The organism is Corallococcus sp. CA054B, assembly GCF_003611625.1.
GTDB classification, from domain to species: domain Bacteria; phylum Myxococcota; class Myxococcia; order Myxococcales; family Myxococcaceae; genus Corallococcus; species Corallococcus coralloides.
The window spans coordinates 26453-44575 of sequence record NZ_RAVY01000061.1 but is presented as its reverse complement, the minus strand read 5'-3'; the positions used below and the strand labels follow the sequence as shown (position 1 = coordinate 44575).

Here is an 18123-nt window from a genome sequence, read left to right as displayed (position 1 = left end):
GCCCCGAAGCCGACGGTCGCCCCGGCGCCCTGAGGCCTCCCGCCGTAAGCCCGTGCGCTGGCGTCCTCCAGCGCGCGGGCCTCCGGCGACGCCCGGGCTCGCGCCTCTAGCGCGGGAATCCGGGAACTCGGTGTCCGAGGGCGGGCCCCGCGCGCCGGGCCGCACGTTCTCGCGTGTGTCGGTGGATGGCTTGTGGCAGTGAGGGCGCGGGCGGCAGGCGCGCCCGTGCCCGGAGGACGGTTCCTTTGAGTGACGCCCCCACCGCGACGGCCCTTCCGTTCCGGGATGACGAGCTGGCGGACTTCCTCGTGCGGACCAGCCGCACGTTCGCGCTCGCCATCCCGCTGCTCGACGAGCCGCTTCGCCGCGAGGTGGGCCTGGGCTACCTGCTGTTGCGCGTCGCCGACACGCTGGAGGACGCCGCTCCCTGGTCGCGCGACGAGCGGCGGGAGGCACTGGCCGCCTTCGAGGCCCTGCTCCAGGAGAAGCCGGGCGTGGACGCCGGGGCGCTGTCGCGCGCGTGGCTTGCGCGCCGTCCCAGCGAGAACGCGGGCTACCTGGACCTGCTCGCGCGCACGCCCACGCTGCTGGCGAGCCTGGACGCGCTGCGCCCGGAGGCCGGCGCCATCCTGCGCCACTTCGTGCTGAAGACGGTGCAGGGCATGGGGCAGGTGCTGGCCGGCGCGTCCGAAGGCGGGCTGTTGAAGCTCGGGTCGCTCCAGTCCCTGCGTGACTATTGCTACATCGTGGCGGGACTGGTGGGCGAGCTGCTCACGGAGCTGTTCGTCCTGGAGCCGCGCCTCGCGCCGTACGCGCCGAACCTGCGCTCGCTGGCGCCGCTGTTCGGCGAGGGGCTCCAGCTGGTCAACATCCTCAAGGACGCGCGCCAGGACCGGAAGGAGGGCCGCGTGTGGCTGCCGGACGGCGTGCGGCTCCAGGACGTGGAGCAGCTCGCGGGGCAGGACCTGATCGCCGCGGCGCGCTACGTGCGCTCGCTGTTCCTGGCGGGAGCGCCCCGGGACATGCTCGCCTTCACCACGCTGCCGCTGCTGCTGGCCCAGGCCACCCTGGAGCTGCTGGTGCGCGACGGCGCGGGCGCCAAGGTGTCGCGCGCGGTGGTGACCGCCCAGCTGGACACCCTCCTGGCCGCGCTCGAACGGGGCACGCTCCCCGAGGCCGTGGAGGCCCTGGCCGGGCCCGTGCCGGGCGGCCCCTGAAAAGCGTTGACCGGGAAGCAACTCCTGGGCACCCGCGCGGGATAATTCCGGTGCAGGTGTTCCCCCTCTGGAGTCGTGTCTCCCATGAACTGCGCCCGCTCCGCACCGGCGGTCATCGTCTACTTCCCCGCGCGTTCGGAGAACTCGCCGCCGCGGGTGCACCGGCGGGCGGCCCAGGTGGAGCGGAAGGGTGGGGGGCTGCCGTTCGCCGCCGCGCGTCAACGCGGCCTGTGGACGTTCCAGACGCCGGCGGGGCCGGAGCGGTGGCTGCCCGGCCGGGTGCGGGGGAAGGACCGGATGCAGGCGTTCCTGGTGGACGTGCTGGGCTTCGGCGCGGTCATCCAGGCGTATGACGTGACGGCGGACACGCGCAGCGACTCGCTCCCCGGGCACCCGGACTTCGCGAAGAACTTCGACCTGTTCCTGCACCACTACGCGGGCGCGCTGCTCAAGCACGCGGCGCCGGAGGTGGCCTTCGCCCGCGCGCTGGGGCAGGTGGTGATGCTCAACGGCCAGCAGTGGGCCGGGCTGGGCTTCACGCTGACGGACGCCGGCCAGCGGCTGGTGGACGCGTGGCTCGCGGAGCAGGGCGTGGTGCTCAGCCCTCCCGCCTGAGCCTGCCTGGGCCCGGTCGTCCGTCTGCTTCCAGAGGGAGCCTCGGGAGACCCTGGGCGGACGGCGGGAGTCCGGATATGGGTAGGGCGATGACTGCCCTGGCCTACCCCATGCCGCTGTGTGTCGCGCCGATGATGGACTGGACGGACCGGCACTGCCGGTACTTCTTCCGGCTCATCTCCCGTCACACGCTGCTCTACACGGAGATGGTGACCACGGGCGCGGTGCTGCACGGCAAGCGCGACCGCCTGCTGGACTTCACGCCCGCCGAGCACCCCGTGGCCCTCCAGCTGGGCGGCTCGGAGCCCGCGGACCTGGCCGCCTCCGCGCGCATTGGCGAGGAGTGGGGCTACGACGAGATCAACCTCAACGTGGGCTGCCCCAGCGACCGCGTGCAGTCCGGCCGCTTCGGCGCGTGCCTGATGGCGGAGCCGGACCTCGTGGCGCGCGGGGTCGCCGCCATGCGCGAAGCGGTGCGCATCCCCGTGACGGTGAAGTCGCGCATCGCCATCGACGACATGGAGGAGTGGCCCACGCTGGAGGACTTCGTGCGGCGCGTCTCCGCGGCGGGCTGCACGCGCTTCATCGTGCACGCGCGCAAGGCGTGGCTGCAGGGCCTGTCCCCCAAGGAGAACCGGGACGTGCCGCCCCTGCGCTACGACCTGGTGCACCGGCTCAAGGCCGAGTACCCGCACCTGGACATCAGCCTCAACGGCGGCATCAAGACGCTGGACGCGGCGGCGGAGCACCTGGGCCGCGTGGACGGCGTGATGATGGGCCGCGCGCCCTACGAATCCCCGTACCTCCTGGCGGACGCGGACCGGCGCTTCTTCGGCGGCACGCAGGCGCCCCTCACGCGGCACGAGGTGGTGGACGCGATGCTGCCGTACATCGAAACGCAGATGAGCCAGGGGGCGCCGCTGGGTGCCATCACCCGGCACATGCTGGGCCTCTTCCAGGGCCTGCCCGGCGCGCGCGCCTGGCGCCGGCACCTGAGCGAGAACGCCCACAAGGACGGCGCGAGCCCGGAGGTGGTGCGCGCCGCCGCCGCGAAGGTGCCGCGCGACGCCGGCCTCCAGGCCGTGGCCTGATTCGCCGAGCCGCGCCCGGCCCGGGCCTTCAGCGCTTGGGCACGGTGGTGCAGCACCCGGAGCGCGCGCAGCGCACCCAGCCCTGGTTCTGGCAGAGCTGATCATTCGTGCACGCGGGGCCCTGGCCCGGCTGTCCGCAGGTGGAGGACGGGCCGCCTCCGCCCCCGCCGCTGTCGAAGGGCACCGCGGCCTGGATGTTCACCATGGGGCACCGGGGCTGCGAACCATTGCCCACGCAGCTGTTGGTGTTGCCGCTGGTGACGCTCTTCGGGCACGTCATGCGCCCGGCGGGGCGCCGCTGCTCGTCCACCGCGAAGCAGACGCCGACCTCCACCAGGTTGCATTTCGGGTCGCACGAGAAGGCGACGCTGTCGCTCTGGCCGAATGAAGCGCGCAGGTTGTCCAGCGCCACGCTCCCGCCGATGTTGTCGGTGATCGCGGCCGGCGTCCCCTCGTTGCCCGGCAAGGACAGCAGCGCGTCGATGTTGCTCTGGAAGTAGGTCCGGGCATCCATCCCCGTGCAGCTGCCGTGCTTGGGCCACTCGTGGTTCGCGAGGAAGAAGTTGTCCGTGACGAAGCCCGGCCCGTAGGTGCCCATGGCGGGTGGAATCGTGGCGGGGTCGGGGAAGCACCGCGAAGGGGCATCGCTGCCCTGGCATTCGCAGAGCCCGCCGCAGTACGCCGGATAGGTGCAGTTGAGCGCCTGCGCCTCCTCGTCGTTGAACTGGGGCCACAGCCCGTGGACCGTGAGGTGCGTGGCGCCGAAGTGGTCTTCCAGGTGCTCGCACTCCTCCTTGTCCGGATGCGTGCGGCAGAAGGTGGGGGCCCACGTGAGCGCGAGCAGGTACGAGCCAAAGCGTGGCGTGGCGCACGCCCCTCCCTCCTTCTCGCTGGCGTTCGCCTTGAAGCAATTGCAGGCGGTGGCCTGGGCGCGGCCGAACTCGAACTCGAGGGCCTCCGGCTTCGCCAGGTGGAGCGGCCGGGCGGTGGCCGTGGGCGGCGTGGGGGGAGGCGCGGCAGGCGGCTCGTGATGCGAGCGGCATCCCTGCGCGATGACCAGACATGCCCACAGGGCAAGGCGCGACGTGAGGCGCATGGCTTGATTCCCTCGGGACCGGTTTGCGGCACGAAGGTACGGAGGTGGGAACGGGCGCTACACCCCGTGCTCCGGTCCACCGCCCGAGTCCGCGCGCGAACCCTTTCCTCCAGCGCGCGGCGCCCCCAGCTTTCCCAAGGACCCATTCACCCGGAGGGATTGCACCATGGCACGCGCCATCATCAAGAAGGCCAGCGAGGCGGACGAGCGCCGGCCCTTCGTGTCGCACGGAGAGGCCACCGTCCTGAACATGGGAGCGCTCAGCCTTGGCAGGGGCTACTTCGAGCCCGGCTGGCAATGGTCGAAGCACGTGAAGCCCATCGCGGGCACGGAAACCTGCGAGGTGGTTCACACCGCCGTCGTCCTGTCCGGGCGGATGCACGTTCAGATGAAGGACGGCCAGGAGCTGGACCTGGAGCCGGGCGACGTCGCCTTCATCCCGTCAGGCCATGACGCCTGGGTCGTGGGCAACGAGCCCTGCCGCCTCGTCGACTTCACCGGCGCGGAGGACTACGCCGTGGCCAAGGCCGGCAAGGAGGAACCGGAGCAGCCCTCGCTCCAGTAGGCTGCCGCCGCTCAGTCGCTGCCTGGCCGCTCAAGCTGGATGAGAGGAATTGAGGTTTCTGGAGGCTGCTGCCGATCTGGTCGAGGTCCAGGTCGCGGCGGGAGGCGCGGGACCGCGGGCTCCTCCGCCTGGACCTCGAGTGCCCAAGGGAGCGTCGCGCGCGCCCCAGGGAGTCCCCATCGCCCCAGAGCACGAGTGCGGTGTCCTGTACGAACGGATGAGACGCACTGTGTTGGATGTGGATGGGATTGAAACATGTAACTCAAGACAGGTGGGAATCGGCTCGGGGGGGCGTGGTTGTCACACGACCTGGGACGTCTTGTCCCTCGGAAGAGCCTCGCTTCCCTGCTGATACAAACCCTGCGTGAAATCACCGCGGAGGTTGTTCATATTTGATTGTTTTGGTACTGTTGACTTCTCGAAAAATTCCTCATCGTGGAGGTCGGCCCACCTTCATGGCAATGCCTTGCATTTCGAGGAAGGGGGGCACCAGTCCGTGTTCTTGAGAATCCCTCCACCCATCCCTCTACGCGTGCCTGTCTCCCTTCGCCCCTGGGGCGCGAGGTGACGACAGACCTGGGGGACATCCCGTCGGAGACCGCCGCGGAGTGGCAGAAGGTGCTGGCCGTCTTCGCGGACGAGGCGGAGGGGTTGATCTCCTCCATGGAAGAGAACCTCATCGCGCTGGAGGTCTCTCCGGCGGACGGGTTGCTCCCGGGCATCCTGCGCGGAGCCCACACGCTCAAGGGCGCGGCGGCGTCGCTCGGCTTCCAGGCCGTGACGGACTACACGCACGGCGTCGAGGACCTCCTCCAGGCGCTGCTCGACGGACGCCTCGCGCCGGATGAGACGCGGGTGTCGCTGCTGCTCGGCGCGGTGGATCACCTTCGCGAGCTGTGCCAGGCGTCGCTCGCGGGCGTGGACTCGCTGGGCGCGGTGCACCAGGCCCACCTCTCCCGGCTGCGCGAGGGCATCGTCGCGGGCGCGCCCACGGAGGCGCTGCCCATTCCCGCCGCGCTGCCGCGCATGCCGGAGGCGCGGAGCACGGCGCGGAGCCGCGTGCGCATGGACATGGAGCGCCTGGACCGCATCGTCACGCTCACCGCGGAGCTGTCCGTGGCGCGCGGGCGGATGGCGCAGTTCCTGGCGCGCGCGGAGGACTCCGGCGCCAGCTGGGAGGACGCGCTCACCCAGCAGCGGGAGATGGATCCGCTCTTCGAGGCGCTCCAGGAAGAGGTGATGAAGGTGCGGATGGTCCCGGTGGGGCCGCTGTTCCGCCAGCACCTGCGCACCGTGCGCGACCTGGCCCGCTCCCAGCAGAAGCTGGCCCAGCTGGAGCTGGAGGGCGAGGACGCCACGCTGGACACCGCGGTGCTGGACGCGCTGCGCGACCCGCTGCTCCACCTGCTGCGCAACTCGCTGGACCACGGCATCGAGACGCCGGACGAGCGGCGCGCCGCGGGCAAGGACCCCCGGGGCCGCCTGCGGCTCAAGGCCTACCATGACGCCGGCAGCGTCGTGGTGGAGCTGTCCGACGACGGCCGGGGCATCCAGCGCGAACGGGTGCGCGAGCGCGCGCGGCAGAGGGGGCTGGTGGCGGCGCCCGAGCGGCTGCGCGACGACGAGCTGCTGCGCCTCATCTTCGAGCCCGGCTTCTCCACGGCCACGGAGGTGACGGAGCTGTCCGGCCGCGGCGTGGGCATGGACGTGGTGCGCCGGGACATCGAAGCCCTGCGCGGCTCCGTGTCCATCCAGAGCCAGGAGGGGCAGGGCACCACGCTGACGTTGCGGCTGCCGCTCACGCTCGCCGTCATCCAGGGCTTCGCCATGGGCGTGGGGGACCAGGTGTACGTGGTCCCCATCGAGGGTGTGCAGGAGTGCATGGAGGTCCCCCCCCAGGATCGCACGGCGGAGGCGTCCGGCGTGTTGTCGCTGCGTGGCCAGCCGCTGCCGTACCTGCGGCTGCGTCAGGTGTTCTCCCTGGGCGGGAGCACGCCGGCCCGGGAGAACGTGGTCGTCCTGAAGCATCCGGACGGCGTCATCGGCCTGGCGGTGGATGAGCTCCAGGGCGAGGGCCAGCGGGTCATCCGGCCCCTGGGGCGCCTCTTCCAGGGCATCCCCGGCATCTCCGGCTCCACCATCCTGGGCGACGGCCGGGTCGGGCTCCTGTTGGACACGCCCGCGCTGGTGCGCAGGGCCATCCTCCACGCCTCCGAGGCCGCGCTCAATCCTCCCTCCCCCCTTGCCACCCCTTCTCCCGCGAACGCCCCCCGGGCGCCGTAGCGGTCAGTCCCTGTTTCCGGAGTCATCATGTTCAACAACCTGAGCATCACGGCGAAGCTGACGCTCGCCTTCAGCGCGATGGTGGCCATCATCCTCGCGCTGGTCATGGTGGTGTACTCGACCATCGTCAAGGTCTCCGTCACCGCCGAGGGCGACACCGAAAGCCACAAGGTGCTGATCGCCGTGCGCACCCTGGAGGGTGACATGGCCGACCTGGAGACGGGGCAGCGCGGCTTCCTCATCACCGGCGACGACAAGTTCCTGGAGCCCTACAACCTGGCCCGGTTGAGCCTGTCGCAGAGCCTGGACAGCATCCGCCAGCACACCCAGAGCGACCGCCGCCAGCAGGAGCGCCAGCAGGAGATCCGCGACCTGTTGCAGCAGTGGATCTCCCAGCACCTGGAGCCGCTCATCGCCCAGCGCCGCGAGGTCACCGCGGGCCGCGGTGAACTGGCGCAGCTCATCGCGGTGGAGCAGTCCGCGCGCGGCAAGCAGACCGCGGACCGCATCCGGATGCAGCTCACCAAGCTGGCGGAGGACGAGACGGCCCTGCTCCAGGAGCGCACCGCCCGCACCGCGGGCATGGTGGTGGACCTCTACAACCTCATCATCATGGGGGGGGCCCTGGGCGTGGTGCTCGCGGCCCTGCTGTCCTACTTCCTCACCCGCAGCATCGTGCAGCCGCTGACGGAGGCCGTGCAGGTGACGGCGCAGGTGACGGCGGGCGACCTCACCGCGAACATCGTCACCCGGGGCACGGACGAGACGGGCCGGATGATGGGCAGCATGCGCGACATGATCCAGCGGCTGTCGGGCGTCATCAGCGAGGTGCGCGGCGCCGCGGGCTCGCTGTCGTCCGCGTCCCTCCAGGTGGCGTCCGCCGCGCAGGGCCTGTCGCAGGGCACCAGCTCCCAGGCGGCCTCCGTGGAGGAGACCACCGCCAGCCTGGAGCAGCTCAACGTGAGCATCCGCCAGAACTCGGAGAACAGCCGGGAGATGGAGCAGACGGCCGTGAAGGGCGCCCGCGACGCGGAGGAGAGCGGCCGCGCGGTGAAGGAGACCGTGGAGGCGATGAACGCCATCGCGGAGCGCATCTCCATCGTGGAGGAGATCGCCTACCAGACGAACCTGCTCGCGCTGAACGCCGCCGTGGAGGCCGCGCGCGCGGGTGAGCACGGCCGGGGCTTCTCCGTCGTGGCCACGGAGGTGCGCAAGCTGGCGGAGCGCAGCCAGAAGGCCGCGAAGGAGATTGGCGGTCTGGCCACCTCCAGCGTGAAGGTCGCCGAGCGCAGCGGCCAGCTCTTGACGGAGCTGGTGCCCGCCATCCGCCGCACGTCGGAGCTGGTGCAGCAGGTGGCCAACGCCTCGCGCGAGCAGTCCATCGGCGTGTCTCAGATGAACCGCGCCATGACGCAGGTGGATCAAGTCACCCAGCGCAATGCGTCCGCCGCGGAGGAGCTGTCCTCCACCGCCGAGGAGATGGCCACCCAGGCCGAGTCCCTCCTGCAGATGATGACCTTCTTCCGGCTGATGGAGGGCTTCAGCTACAACGCCCCCTCCGTGCCGCGCGCCCCGGCTCCCCGGCAGCAGCTTTCGCCCGCACGGGGGCTCCAGGCGGCGGCGCAGGGGACGCTGGCCACGCCCTCGAACGGGGCGCTGTCCCGGCTCCAGAACGGCGCGGAAGCGCCGGCTCCCCATGACTTCCAGCGGTTCTAGGGAGGCGCGCGCACCATGAATGAGTCCACCGAACCGGGCGGCGGCAGGTCCAGCTACCTGAGCTTCATGCTCGCGGGCGAGGAGTACGCCGTGGGCCTCCTGCGCGTGCGGGAGATCATCGAACACCGCCCCGTCACGCGCGTGCCGGGGATGCCCGCGGCCGTGCAGGGCGTCATCAACCTGCGCGGCAGCGTGGTGCCCGTCGTGGACCTGGCGGTGAAGTTCGGGCTGCCGCCCCGGCCCATCACCCGCTGGTCCTGCTTCGTCATCGTGGAGGTGGCGCTCGACGGCCAGCAGACGGTGCTGGGCCTGCTCACGGACACCGTGCGCGAGGTGCTGGAGCTGGGGCCCGCGGACATCGAGCCGCCCCCCGCCTTCGGCACGCGCGTGAGGCTGGAGTTCCTGCGCGGGATGGGCCGCCACAACGACACGTTCATCCTGCTGCTGGACCTGGACCGGCTCCTGTCGCTAGAGGAGCTGCTCAAGCTGACGGCCGCCACCGACGAGGCGGCGGCTCCGGCGGCCCCGGCCCCGGCGGCTCAGGCCGCGGCCCCGGCGCCGGAAGCACCGGGCAACGGGTGAGGCGATGAGCGGCGACGAGCCCTGGCCGCCGTCCGCGCTGCCTCCGGCGCTGTCGCGCTCGGAGCTGGAGATGTTCCAGCACCTGGTGGAGGCGGAGGCCGGCATCCACCTGTCGTCGGCCAAGAACGCGCTGGTGGCGAACCGGCTGTCGCGGCGGCTGCGGGAGCTGGGGCTGACGTCCTACGCCGCGTACCACGCGTACGTCACCACGCGCGGGAACGAGGCGGAGAAGGTGCGGATGCTCGACAGCCTCTGTACCCACGAGACGTCCTTCTTCCGCGAGCCCCGGCACTTCGAACTGCTGCGCGAGCACGTCTTCCCGGAGTGGGCGGCCCAGGCGGCGCAGGGCCGGCGGCCCCGGAGCATCCGCGTCTGGAGCGCCGGGTGCTCCACGGGCGAGGAGCCGTACTCGCTGGCGATGGAGCTCCTGGAGGCGTTCCCCAAGGGCTCCGGGTGGAGCCTGGAGATCGTCGCCACGGACCTGTCCACCTGGGCGGTGAAGCGCGCGGAGGAGGGCCTCTGGAGCCTGGAGCGGGCCCGGAGCATTCCGCAGCTGCTGCTGCGCAAGTACATGCTGAAGGGCGTGCGCACCCAGGAGGGCCTGATGACGGCGGGCCCGGAGCTGCGGACCTTCATGCGCTTTGCCCGCGCGAACCTGCACGCGCCGGCCACCTGGCCGGTGGGGCCGTTCGACATCATCTTCTGCCGCAACGTGCTCATCTACTTCGGCAAGGAGGCCCGGACGCGAGTCATCCAGGGGCTGCTGTCGCGGCTGCCGGAGACGGGCTACTTCTTCCTGGGGCACGCGGAGAGCCTGATTGGCATCACCGCGGCGGCGCGCTCCGTGAGCGCCAACGTGTACACGCCGCGCCCGGGACCGCCGTTCCCGTCGCGCGAGTAGCGCTGCTTTCCATTCCTGGAAAGCAGGTGCCCGCCGCTGTCCGTTGTTGAGGGGGCGGCCGGCGCCCATCCTTGTCCCATGAAACGATTTGATTTCGCGGGCAAGACGGTGCTGGTGACGGGAGCCTCCATGGGCATTGGCGCGGAGTTCGCCCGGCGACTGTCACGGCGGGGCGCCACGGTGGTGCTGGTGGCCCGGAGCGAGGCGAAGCTGGAGGCGCTCGCGGCGGCGCTGGGCAACGCGCAGGTGATTCCCGCGGACCTGACCGTTCCAGGCACGCCCCAGCGCCTCTTCGAGGCGGTGCGCGCGAAGGGGCTGGAGGTGGACGTCCTGGTGAGCAACGCGGGGTTCGGGCTCCACGGCGGCTTCGACGTGCTGCCCTTGAAGGACCAGTTGGAGCAGATCGACCTCAACGTCCATGCGCTCGTGGAGTTGACGCACGTCTTCCTGCCCATGCTGGAGCGGCGCCAGGGCGGCGTCATCCACGTGGCCTCGATGGCGGCGTACCAGCCAACGCCGTACATGGCCGTCTATGGGGCGACGAAGGCCTTCGTCCTGTCCTTCAGCGAGGCGCTCTGGGCGGAGTACCGCGAGCGCGGCGTGCGCGTGCTCGCCCTGTCTCCGGGGGCCACGGACACGCCGTTCTTCGAGCGTTCGGGGGAGGGTGCTTCGCCCGGCAGGAAGGCGCGTCCGGAGGACGTGGTGGAGGTGGGCCTGGAGGCGTTCATCGCCGGGCGCTCGTCGGCGGTGCATGGCCTTGGCAACCAGCTCGCGGCCTTCGCCAACAGGTTCTTCTCGCGGGAGTTCAGCGCGAAGGTCATCGCGCGGATGACCCGGCCGAAGACGCCCGCGCTCCCCGCGACCTAGAGTGCTTTCCATTCATGGAAAACAAGCTGCCTGCCTGGGATGACCTCCGCGTCCTGCTCGAAGTGCATCGGGGCGGAAGCTTCCTCGCGGCGGGGCTCACGCTGGGCCTGTCGACGTCCACGGTGGCGCGCCGCATCGGGGCGTTGGAGAAGGACCTGGGGCGTGCGCTGGTCCACCGCAGCTCACAGGGCGCCTGGCTGGAGAAGGAAGCCTTGGAGCTCATCGCGCTGGCGGAGCGCTTCGAGCAATCCTTGCGCGCGCACCGGCGCGATGGCGGTGGCGGCTCACCCTACGCGGGCAGGATTCGCATCTCCCTCCCGGACGGCTTCCTGACGGGAGCGGCGGAGGCGGCGACACGCTTCCGGCGGCAGCATCCGGAGACGCTGATTGAAGTGATTTCGGAGCTGCGCTTCGTGGACCTGTCCTCGCGCGAGGCGGACATGGGCGTACGGGGGGGCCGGTCCTCCTCGCCGGTGCTCGTCGACAAGCCATTGGGTGAGGTGGTGAGCGGCCTCTACGCGAGCGAGGACTATCTCTCGCGCTCCCTGCCCAAGCGCTTCCTGGGGGCTGACGACTACCGGGAGCAGGACTTCGTCGTGGAGGACGAGACGCCCCGTGGACAGGGGCCCGCGCAGTGGTTGATCCACCGGGGCGCTTCCCGTTTCCCCTTCCGCTCCAATTCGATGGAGGCGCGGCTGCACGCGGCGAAGGGCGGCATGGGGCTGGTCATGCTCGGGGTGGGCGCCGAGAAGCAGCACCCTGAGTTGAGGAGGGTGCGGCTGGAGACGGCGCTGCCGTCGCTCCGCTTCTACCTCACGATGCACAAGGACCTGCGCAAGGTCCCTCGCATCCGTGAGTTCGCGAAGACCTTCGAGGCCGTGTTCGCGGAGTACCTGGCCGCGCAGGCCGAAGCGGAAGCCTTCGCTCGCCGTCGGCCCGGTGGAGGGCGTCGATAAAGGCTGCTCACTGCTGGTGATGATTGGCGGATAGTCGGTGTGTGCTGGGCCCCGCCAGCACCCACAGGAAGTCGCCGGATGGAAGAGACATCGCTGTACGCGCAGGAGCGTGGCTTCGAGGAGATCGTCAGCGTGAAGGCGTGAGCGCCGGAGCCTCGCCGGGGTGTGGCAGTGCCTCCTGCTCCGGCGCGGCGGAACCCTTCCAGCGCGTCAGGGCAATGATTGCCACGCCCAGGACGACGACGCTGAAGATGGACGCCTCCAGGCCATAGGCGCCTCCCGTGAGCCACTCCGGGCGGCCCTGGAACACGGGCGTCCACCAACCGTGGGCCTCCTTGCCACTCACGCCGAAGCCCAGCGTGCCCAGGAACCCATTCCAGCCCATGTGCACGCCGACCGGCAGCGCCAGATGCCGCGTGCGCAGGTAGCACAGGCCCAGCATCCAGCCCGCCATGAAGGTGGTGATCATCGCCACCACGCGCGTGGGGACCTCCATCTCCGGGGTGAAGGGGTGGGCCAGGCAGAAGATGAGGGAGATGACCACCTGCGCCCAGCGTGTGCCCAGGCCCCGGATGGCGCGCTGGAAGAGATAGCCGTGGAACAGCGCCTCCTCGAAGAGGCCCACGCCCAGCATCACCCAGGCCAGCTTCACGACCGCGGTCACCTGGGCGTTCGCGGCGCGCTCCAGGTGGTAGCCACCGGCCACCCAGCCGCAGAGGGCCACGAGCCCCACCAGGACCACGCCAGCCACGGCCCCCACGCCGAACTCACGGCCCGCGCGCCGGTCCAGCGACATGCCGAGCGACGTCAGGGGCTGCTTTTCGAGATACAGGAAGTCGAGGCTCACGAGCAGCACGCCCAGGAAGCCGACGAAGGGGGGCGGCGCGAACGGCCTCACGGCGGCGGGCAGCAAGGTCTGGAGCCACATCAGGATGCCGGCCAGGACTGCGGACACCACGAGGAAGCCGGCGCCCTTCCAGCCATTGCGCAAGTGCCCTTCGCCATCCCGGAACACGGCCTTCATGATGAGGAACCTCGCAGCGTGGTTGCGCGCCCTGCCTACAGCCTACGCGCGACCCCCAGGAAGCATTGCCCCCGTTCGACACGGCGTGGCACAACCCGGCGCATGAGCACGGGGCCGAAGATGATCCGCCGGGGTGAGCTGTTCTGGTGCGAACCGGACGAGGCCCGGGGCTCCGTGCCGCCCATCGCCCACCCGTACCTCGTCATCCAGGACGACGTCTTCAACCGCTCCCGCATCCACACCGTCATCGTCTGCGCGCTCACCTCCAACCTGAAGAAGGCGAGCGAGCCCGGCAACGTGCTGCTCGAAGTGGGGGAGGGCGGCCTGGCGAAGCAGAGCGTCGTGGTCGTGTCGCAGGTGTCGTCGGTGGAGAAGTCGCGGCTCGGCGAGCGCATCGGGGCGCTCTCCGATGCACGGGTCGAGCAGGTCCTCGCGGGCCTGCGCTTCCAGCAGGCGTCCTTCTTCCGCGACTGAGCCCCAGGGCCCTGCGGTTCACCGCCCGCCCCGCCCCAGTCTGAACCTGTCCGACAGTCGGACAGGTTTCTCAGGCTCGGCTGGTGCGGGGGCTCCTTGCCGGAGGTGTCCAAACCTGTCGGACAGTTGAACCGGTTTGTCGGTTGCTCCGCCGACGGGGAGCCTCTGCAAGGTTCTCCTGTCTTCATCCGTCGGGGGCGGAATCCATGTCCGGACGCTTGTCGGGCGGTCTCCGCACCCCAGGCCAGGACGACCGCTCATTCACCCGCGCATTGGCTCAAGCCATCGCCGCGTTGGAGTCGGTGTCCTGAGCCGCCTCACGGAGGCGGAACGGGATTGCCCCAGGCCGCGGCGGAGATGCGCCACTGCCCGCCGGTGCGCACCAGGAGGAGATGGTCGATGAAGCGCACGCCTCCCACGCGGACCTCCAGCTTCGCGGCGGCCACGTTCCCCCGGACCTCCACCTTGAGGATGTTCCAGGGGCTCTCCCGGTCCTGGATGCCAGCCTCCGCGTTCGCCGCGTAGCGGGCCGCCGCCTCCGACAGCGTCCCCCACGCGAAGGGCACGCCTTCGACGTTCACGCGGTAGTAGAGGCAGTCCGGCGTATGGGATTGGTGCAGCAGCGCGTGACTGTAGAGCGCGTGCGCTTCGATCTTCGCGTCCAGCACCGCGCGAATCTCCTCCTGCGCGGATGCGGACCCGGTCGCGCGTTCTCCTGGCGCGAGCCGCTGGAACACCTTGCCCACGATGCGCCAGCCCACTGGCGTCTCCACCACGAGCAGCAGGTCGTCGAACGTGTGGTCCGGCCAGCGGGAGACCGCCTCCATCAACGCGAAGGGGCCCTCACGGTCGAGCACCGTCATCGCGCGTCCGGTCGCGGGCTGGGGCGCTTTCGCATCCAGCACCTGCCACCACTCCAGCTGCGTCCGCGTCCGCGGCGTTCCCTCCACCCCGTCCACCCAGTGCATGAGCACGTCCGGATGGAACGCGGACCGCAGCAGCCGGCTGGAGCCGGTGTCGGAGGCCTGGAAGTACGCCTGCACGGCCTCCTCGGGACTGGCGTGCAGGCGCGCAGCGGGAAGGGGGCCGGTCCGTGCACAGGCAGTGAGCAGCGCGAGCGTCACCAGCGGGAGGGTCTTCGCCATGCCCGGCAAGGTGCGCGTTCACGGGCAGGGACGCCAATTGATAGTGGCGCGGCGAATTCATAGAACGCTTCGATGGACTTCCCGGACCTCCCCTTCCTGCGCACGTTCGTGACCGTCTACGAATCCCGGGGCGTGACGGAGGCCGCGGCGCGCCTGCATCGCACCCAACCCACGGTGAGCTACCAGCTGCGCCGGCTGGAGGAGACGCTCGGGGCTCCGCTGTTCGAACGCCGGTCCGCGCGGCTCGTGCCCACGCCCGTGGCGGACCGGCTCTTCCGGTTCCTCGGAGGCTTCGCCCGGGACGTGCACGCGGTGTTGCAGGGCAGCGAGGAAGACCGCCCGCTGGAGATCGCCGCGGTGTCTGGCTTTGGCCGCTATGTGCTCTTCCCGCTGCTGCGGGAGTCCGAGTCCCTGCACCGGAGGCTGACGCTGCGCTACCCGCCAGCGGAGGAGGTCTTCCGTCAGGTGTTGGAGGGCCAGGTGGACGTGGGCTTCTCCTTCCGGAGCACGGTGCACCCCCGGCTCACGCTGACGCCTGTCTACGAGGAGCAGCTCGTGCTCGTCGCGGGGCGGACCTGGGCCCGGCGCCTGCGCGTGCAGGAGCACTTCCAGGACGTGCCGCTGGTGACCTACGACGAAGGGGACTACGTGGTGGGCCGGTGGCTGGGCCACCACTTCGGCCGGCGCCATCCCCACTGGTACAGCACCGCGCACTTCGAGGAGCTGGAGGAGGTGCTGGAGTGGGTGTCGCAAGGGCACGGCGTCGCCGTCGTGCCTGGCTTCTGCATCCCGAAGGGGCGGGGCCTGGGCGTGGTCAGCTGGGGCAAGCCCGCGCTGACCAACACGGTGCATGCCGTGCAACGCACCCAGGCCCCCGTGAGGCCGGTCGTCGCGGAGCTGCTGGAGCGGCTGCGCGACGGCCGTGGAGGCGCTTCCTGAAGCTCAGGCGGGCTGGGCGCTCGCCACGGAGTCCAGCTCCTTGAGCGCGTCATCCGGCAGCTTGAGCTCGGCCGCGGCCAGGTTCTCCTTCAGGTGCGCGACGGACGACGTGCCGGGGATGAGGAGGATGTTGGGCGAGCGGTGCAGCAGCCACGCCAGCGCGGTCTGCATGGGCGTCGCGTTCAGGCGTGTCGCCACGGCGGACAGCGTGGACGACTGAAGCGGGCTGAAGCCTCCCAGCGGGAAGAACGGCACGTAGGCGATGCGGTCGCGGGCGAGCGAATCGATGAGCGCGTCGTCCTGCCGGTGCGCCAGGTTGTAGTGGTTCTGCACGCAGACGATGTCCGCGATGCGCCGTCCTTCGGCGACCTGCCTGGGGGTGACGTTGCTCAGCCCGATGTGGCGCACCAGGCCCTGTCGCTGGAGGTCGGCGAGGACGGTGAGGGCCTCTTCGATGGGCCCCTCGGCGGGCCCGTGCGTGTCGAACATGAAGCGCAGGTTGACCACGTCCAGCACGTCCCGCCCCAGGTTGCGCAGGTTGTCGTGCACGGCCTGGGTCAGCTCCTCCTTCGAGAAGGCCGGGAGCCAGGAGCCGTCATTGCCGCGCCGGGCGCCAATCTTGGTGACGATGACGAGGCCGTCGGGGTAGGGCGTGAGCGCCTCGCGGATGAGCTGGTTGGTGACGTGCGGGCCGTAATAGTCGCTGGTGTCGATGTGGTTCACCCCGAGGGCCACGGCTTCGCGCAACACGGCCCGGGCGGCGTCCGGGTCCTTCGGCGGGCCGAAGACGCCGGGTCCCGCGAGCTGCATGGCCCCATAACCGAGGCGCTTCACGGGGCGGCCCCCGAGGGGGAAGGTGCTGGATGAATCGATACCGGGCATGCTCCATCTCCTTTTTGAGGTGCAGCATGCATAGCCACCGTGGACTTTCTGCATAACGGGGCACGACCCGTACAGGTTGTGCGGAGCGGCGAACAGTGAAGGTCGACCTGGGTGATTTGAACGCCTTCGTGGTGGTGGCGCGGGCCCGCAGCTTCCGCGAGGGGGCGCGCCTGAGTGGAAGCAGCGCGTCCTCGCTGAGCGACGCGGTCCGCCGGCTGGAGGAACGCCTGGGCGTCCGCCTGCTCAACCGCACGACGCGAAGTGTTGTCCCCACCGAAGCCGGAGAGGGGCTGCTGGAGCGCCTGGCGCCCGTGTTGACGGAGATGGAGGCCGCGCTCGACGTGGTGAACGGCTTCCGCAGCCGGCCCGCGGGCGTGTTGCGCCTCAACGTGCCCATCAGCGCGTCACGGCTGGTGCTGCCGCGCATCGTCCCGCCGTTCCTCGCCGCGTACCCCGACATCCACCTGGAGGTCATCACCGAGGACAGCTTCGTGGACGTCATCGCGGCCGGCTGTGACGCGGGCATCCGCTACGACGAGCGGCTGGAGCAGGACATGATCGCGGTGCCCATCGGGCCGCGCGTCCAGCGCCACGCCACCGCCGCGGCTCCGGCGTACCTGGAGCGGCATGGCCGGCCGGAACATCCCAAGGACCTGCTGCGGCATGCCTGCCTGCGCGGCCGTTTCGCGAGCGGCGCGATGACGCTCTGGGAGTTCGAGCGCGACGGCGAGGTGGTGACGGTCGAGCCCTCGGGACCGCTCATCGTGCGGGCGGGCGGAGGGACGGACCTCGCCGTTGACGCCGCGATCGCGGGCACCGGCATCGTGCACCTCTTCGAGGACTGGCTGCGTCCGCACCTGGACAGCGGCGCGCTGGTGCCCGTGCTCGAGCCCTGGTGGCAGCCCTTCCCGGGGCCGTTCCTCTACTACCCGGGGCGGCGCTTCGTGCCCGCGCCGCTCCGGGCGTTCATCGACTTCATCAAGGCCCCAGAGACCGGGACTTGAGGCCAGGGGGCATCAAGGCTCGGACAGGCTCACGGTGAAGCCCTTGGGGACGTTGGACTCGTCCAGCACGCGCATGAAGGCCTGGGCCGTCCACTCCACGTCGATCGTGCCGAGTTCCCCGACCGTGCCGGAGTCCGCGTCGGATTGGACGTCGACGTCGAAAACGGCCTGCACGGTCCACTCGCAGCCTTGACCCTCCGAGCATCGCTCGTCGAGGTACCTCACGCTCTCCACCGTCACGGCGACGTCGGGCTCCAGGACGCTTCTCCGGTCTTCCTGGAGGGCGTCTCCGTATAGGGAGCTGATCACCAGCGACGGCTGCGGCGTCGGGGTGGAGGCACCCGGCGTCCACTTCGCCTGGGCCTGGATACGCACCTCGCCTTCCACCGGATCCGACACCTTCTTCGCCGCGGAGGTCCGGACGACCAGGGTGCGCGTGACCCTGGGGGTGTCCGTCGTCAGGCGGAAGGACGCCCCGGTGTGGACCGGGGACGCCACGTCGTCCGACCGGGCCCGCGACGTGGCCACGACGCTGGCGCAGGCCATCAGCAGCACCACGCGGGATGCCCAGGTGCGGGTCGCGGTGGGGATTCGCTCGAAGACGGAGGGACGGACTCGACGCATGGCTTCCTCGGGCAGGCGTGAAGGGGCCGGGCGTACGGGGAACGCCGGGCGGCGCCAGACTGAGCAAGCTCAATGCCACACACCTCCAGAGGGAAGCGAGCCCCATGGCCCGCCTCTCGGTGTCTTCAACACGACATGCGTG

18 protein-coding genes are annotated in these 18123 nt (G+C 70.6%); 13 read left to right on the top strand and 5 right to left on the bottom strand.

Annotated features, from left to right (window positions below):
* Positions 1 to 245: 245 nt before the first annotated feature.
* The 3 genes from D7V80_RS17215 (at position 246) to dusA (ending at position 2923) form a co-directional block, all read left to right on the top strand.
* Positions 246 to 1217, top strand: coding sequence for a squalene/phytoene synthase family protein (locus tag D7V80_RS17215; protein ID WP_158616655.1), 972 nt, complete (start codon positions 246 to 248; stop codon positions 1215 to 1217).
* Between the two features lie 84 nt (positions 1218 to 1301).
* On the top strand, positions 1302 to 1832 hold the full coding sequence (locus D7V80_RS17210) for a hypothetical protein (protein WP_120589194.1): 531 nt from the start codon (positions 1302 to 1304) through the stop codon (positions 1830 to 1832).
* An 89-nt stretch (positions 1833 to 1921) separates the two neighbouring features.
* On the top strand, positions 1922 to 2923 hold the full coding sequence (gene dusA, locus D7V80_RS17205; protein WP_043321925.1) for a tRNA dihydrouridine(20/20a) synthase DusA: 1002 nt from the start codon (positions 1922 to 1924) through the stop codon (positions 2921 to 2923).
* A gap of 28 nt (positions 2924 to 2951) precedes the next feature.
* Here the strand turns inward: dusA and D7V80_RS17200 are convergent, their stop codons facing one another.
* Complete coding sequence (locus D7V80_RS17200; RefSeq protein ID WP_120589193.1) at positions 2952 to 4019, bottom strand: hypothetical protein; 1068 nt, start codon at positions 4017 to 4019, stop codon at positions 2952 to 2954.
* Between the two features lie 166 nt (positions 4020 to 4185).
* Here D7V80_RS17200 and D7V80_RS17195 point away from each other — a divergent pair, with 166 nt between their 5' ends.
* The 7 genes from D7V80_RS17195 to D7V80_RS17165 all read left to right on the top strand — a co-directional run bounded on the left by D7V80_RS17195 (position 4186) and on the right by D7V80_RS17165 (position 11889).
* Complete coding sequence (locus D7V80_RS17195) at positions 4186 to 4584, top strand: cupin domain-containing protein (RefSeq protein WP_120589192.1); 399 nt, start codon at positions 4186 to 4188, stop codon at positions 4582 to 4584.
* A 564-nt stretch (positions 4585 to 5148) separates the two neighbouring features.
* Positions 5149 to 6867 carry a chemotaxis protein CheA gene (locus tag D7V80_RS17190; RefSeq protein ID WP_120589191.1) on the top strand — a complete coding sequence of 573 codons (1719 nt, stop codon included), beginning with the start codon at positions 5149 to 5151 and terminating at the stop codon, positions 6865 to 6867.
* Positions 6868 to 6894: 27 nt separating this feature from the next.
* Positions 6895 to 8583 carry a methyl-accepting chemotaxis protein gene (locus D7V80_RS17185; protein WP_120589190.1) on the top strand — a complete coding sequence of 563 codons (1689 nt, stop codon included), beginning with the start codon at positions 6895 to 6897 and terminating at the stop codon, positions 8581 to 8583.
* Positions 8584 to 8598: 15 nt separating this feature from the next.
* Positions 8599 to 9165: a chemotaxis protein CheW gene (locus tag D7V80_RS17180; protein WP_120589189.1), complete on the top strand. Its 567-nt coding sequence runs from the start codon at positions 8599 to 8601 to the stop codon at positions 9163 to 9165.
* Positions 9166 to 9169: 4 nt separating this feature from the next.
* A complete protein-coding gene (locus D7V80_RS17175; RefSeq protein ID WP_120589188.1) occupies positions 9170 to 10066 on the top strand; it encodes a protein-glutamate O-methyltransferase CheR in 897 nt (298 codons plus the stop codon).
* A 78-nt stretch (positions 10067 to 10144) separates the two neighbouring features.
* Positions 10145 to 10933, top strand: a complete 789-nt coding sequence (locus D7V80_RS17170) for an SDR family oxidoreductase (RefSeq protein ID WP_120589187.1) — start codon at positions 10145 to 10147, stop codon at positions 10931 to 10933.
* Positions 10934 to 10947: 14 nt separating this feature from the next.
* Complete coding sequence (locus tag D7V80_RS17165; protein WP_120589186.1) at positions 10948 to 11889, top strand: LysR family transcriptional regulator; 942 nt, start codon at positions 10948 to 10950, stop codon at positions 11887 to 11889.
* A 127-nt stretch (positions 11890 to 12016) separates the two neighbouring features.
* On the opposite strand, the gene D7V80_RS17160 is transcribed toward D7V80_RS17165, so the two are convergent.
* Positions 12017 to 12913: a CPBP family intramembrane glutamic endopeptidase gene (locus tag D7V80_RS17160; protein ID WP_120589185.1), complete on the bottom strand. Its 897-nt coding sequence runs from the start codon at positions 12911 to 12913 to the stop codon at positions 12017 to 12019.
* A 102-nt stretch (positions 12914 to 13015) separates the two neighbouring features.
* On the opposite strand from D7V80_RS17160, the gene D7V80_RS17155 reads away from it, so the two are divergent.
* Positions 13016 to 13387, top strand: a complete 372-nt coding sequence (locus tag D7V80_RS17155; protein WP_120589184.1) for a type II toxin-antitoxin system PemK/MazF family toxin — start codon at positions 13016 to 13018, stop codon at positions 13385 to 13387.
* Between the two features lie 317 nt (positions 13388 to 13704).
* Here the strand turns inward: D7V80_RS17155 and D7V80_RS17150 are convergent, their stop codons facing one another.
* The gene (locus D7V80_RS17150; RefSeq protein ID WP_120589183.1) at positions 13705 to 14532 is read right to left on the bottom strand and encodes a nuclear transport factor 2 family protein; all 828 of its coding nucleotides are present in this window, start codon (positions 14530 to 14532) and stop codon (positions 13705 to 13707) included.
* A gap of 72 nt (positions 14533 to 14604) precedes the next feature.
* Here D7V80_RS17150 and D7V80_RS17145 point away from each other — a divergent pair, with 72 nt between their 5' ends.
* Positions 14605 to 15471 (top strand): LysR family transcriptional regulator, encoded by an 867-nt coding sequence (locus D7V80_RS17145; RefSeq protein WP_120589182.1) that lies wholly within the window; start codon positions 14605 to 14607, stop codon positions 15469 to 15471.
* 3 nt (positions 15472 to 15474) lie between these two features.
* On the opposite strand, the gene D7V80_RS17140 is transcribed toward D7V80_RS17145, so the two are convergent.
* On the bottom strand, positions 15475 to 16353 hold the full coding sequence (locus D7V80_RS17140; RefSeq protein WP_120589181.1) for an aldo/keto reductase family oxidoreductase: 879 nt from the start codon (positions 16351 to 16353) through the stop codon (positions 15475 to 15477).
* 95 nt (positions 16354 to 16448) lie between these two features.
* Between D7V80_RS17140 and D7V80_RS17135 the strand changes: the two genes are divergently transcribed.
* On the top strand, positions 16449 to 17357 hold the full coding sequence (locus D7V80_RS17135; RefSeq protein ID WP_120589180.1) for a LysR family transcriptional regulator: 909 nt from the start codon (positions 16449 to 16451) through the stop codon (positions 17355 to 17357).
* 12 nt (positions 17358 to 17369) lie between these two features.
* Here the strand turns inward: D7V80_RS17135 and D7V80_RS17130 are convergent, their stop codons facing one another.
* Positions 17370 to 17981, bottom strand: coding sequence for a hypothetical protein (locus D7V80_RS17130; RefSeq protein ID WP_120589179.1), 612 nt, complete (start codon positions 17979 to 17981; stop codon positions 17370 to 17372).
* Positions 17982 to 18123 lie beyond the last annotated feature (142 nt).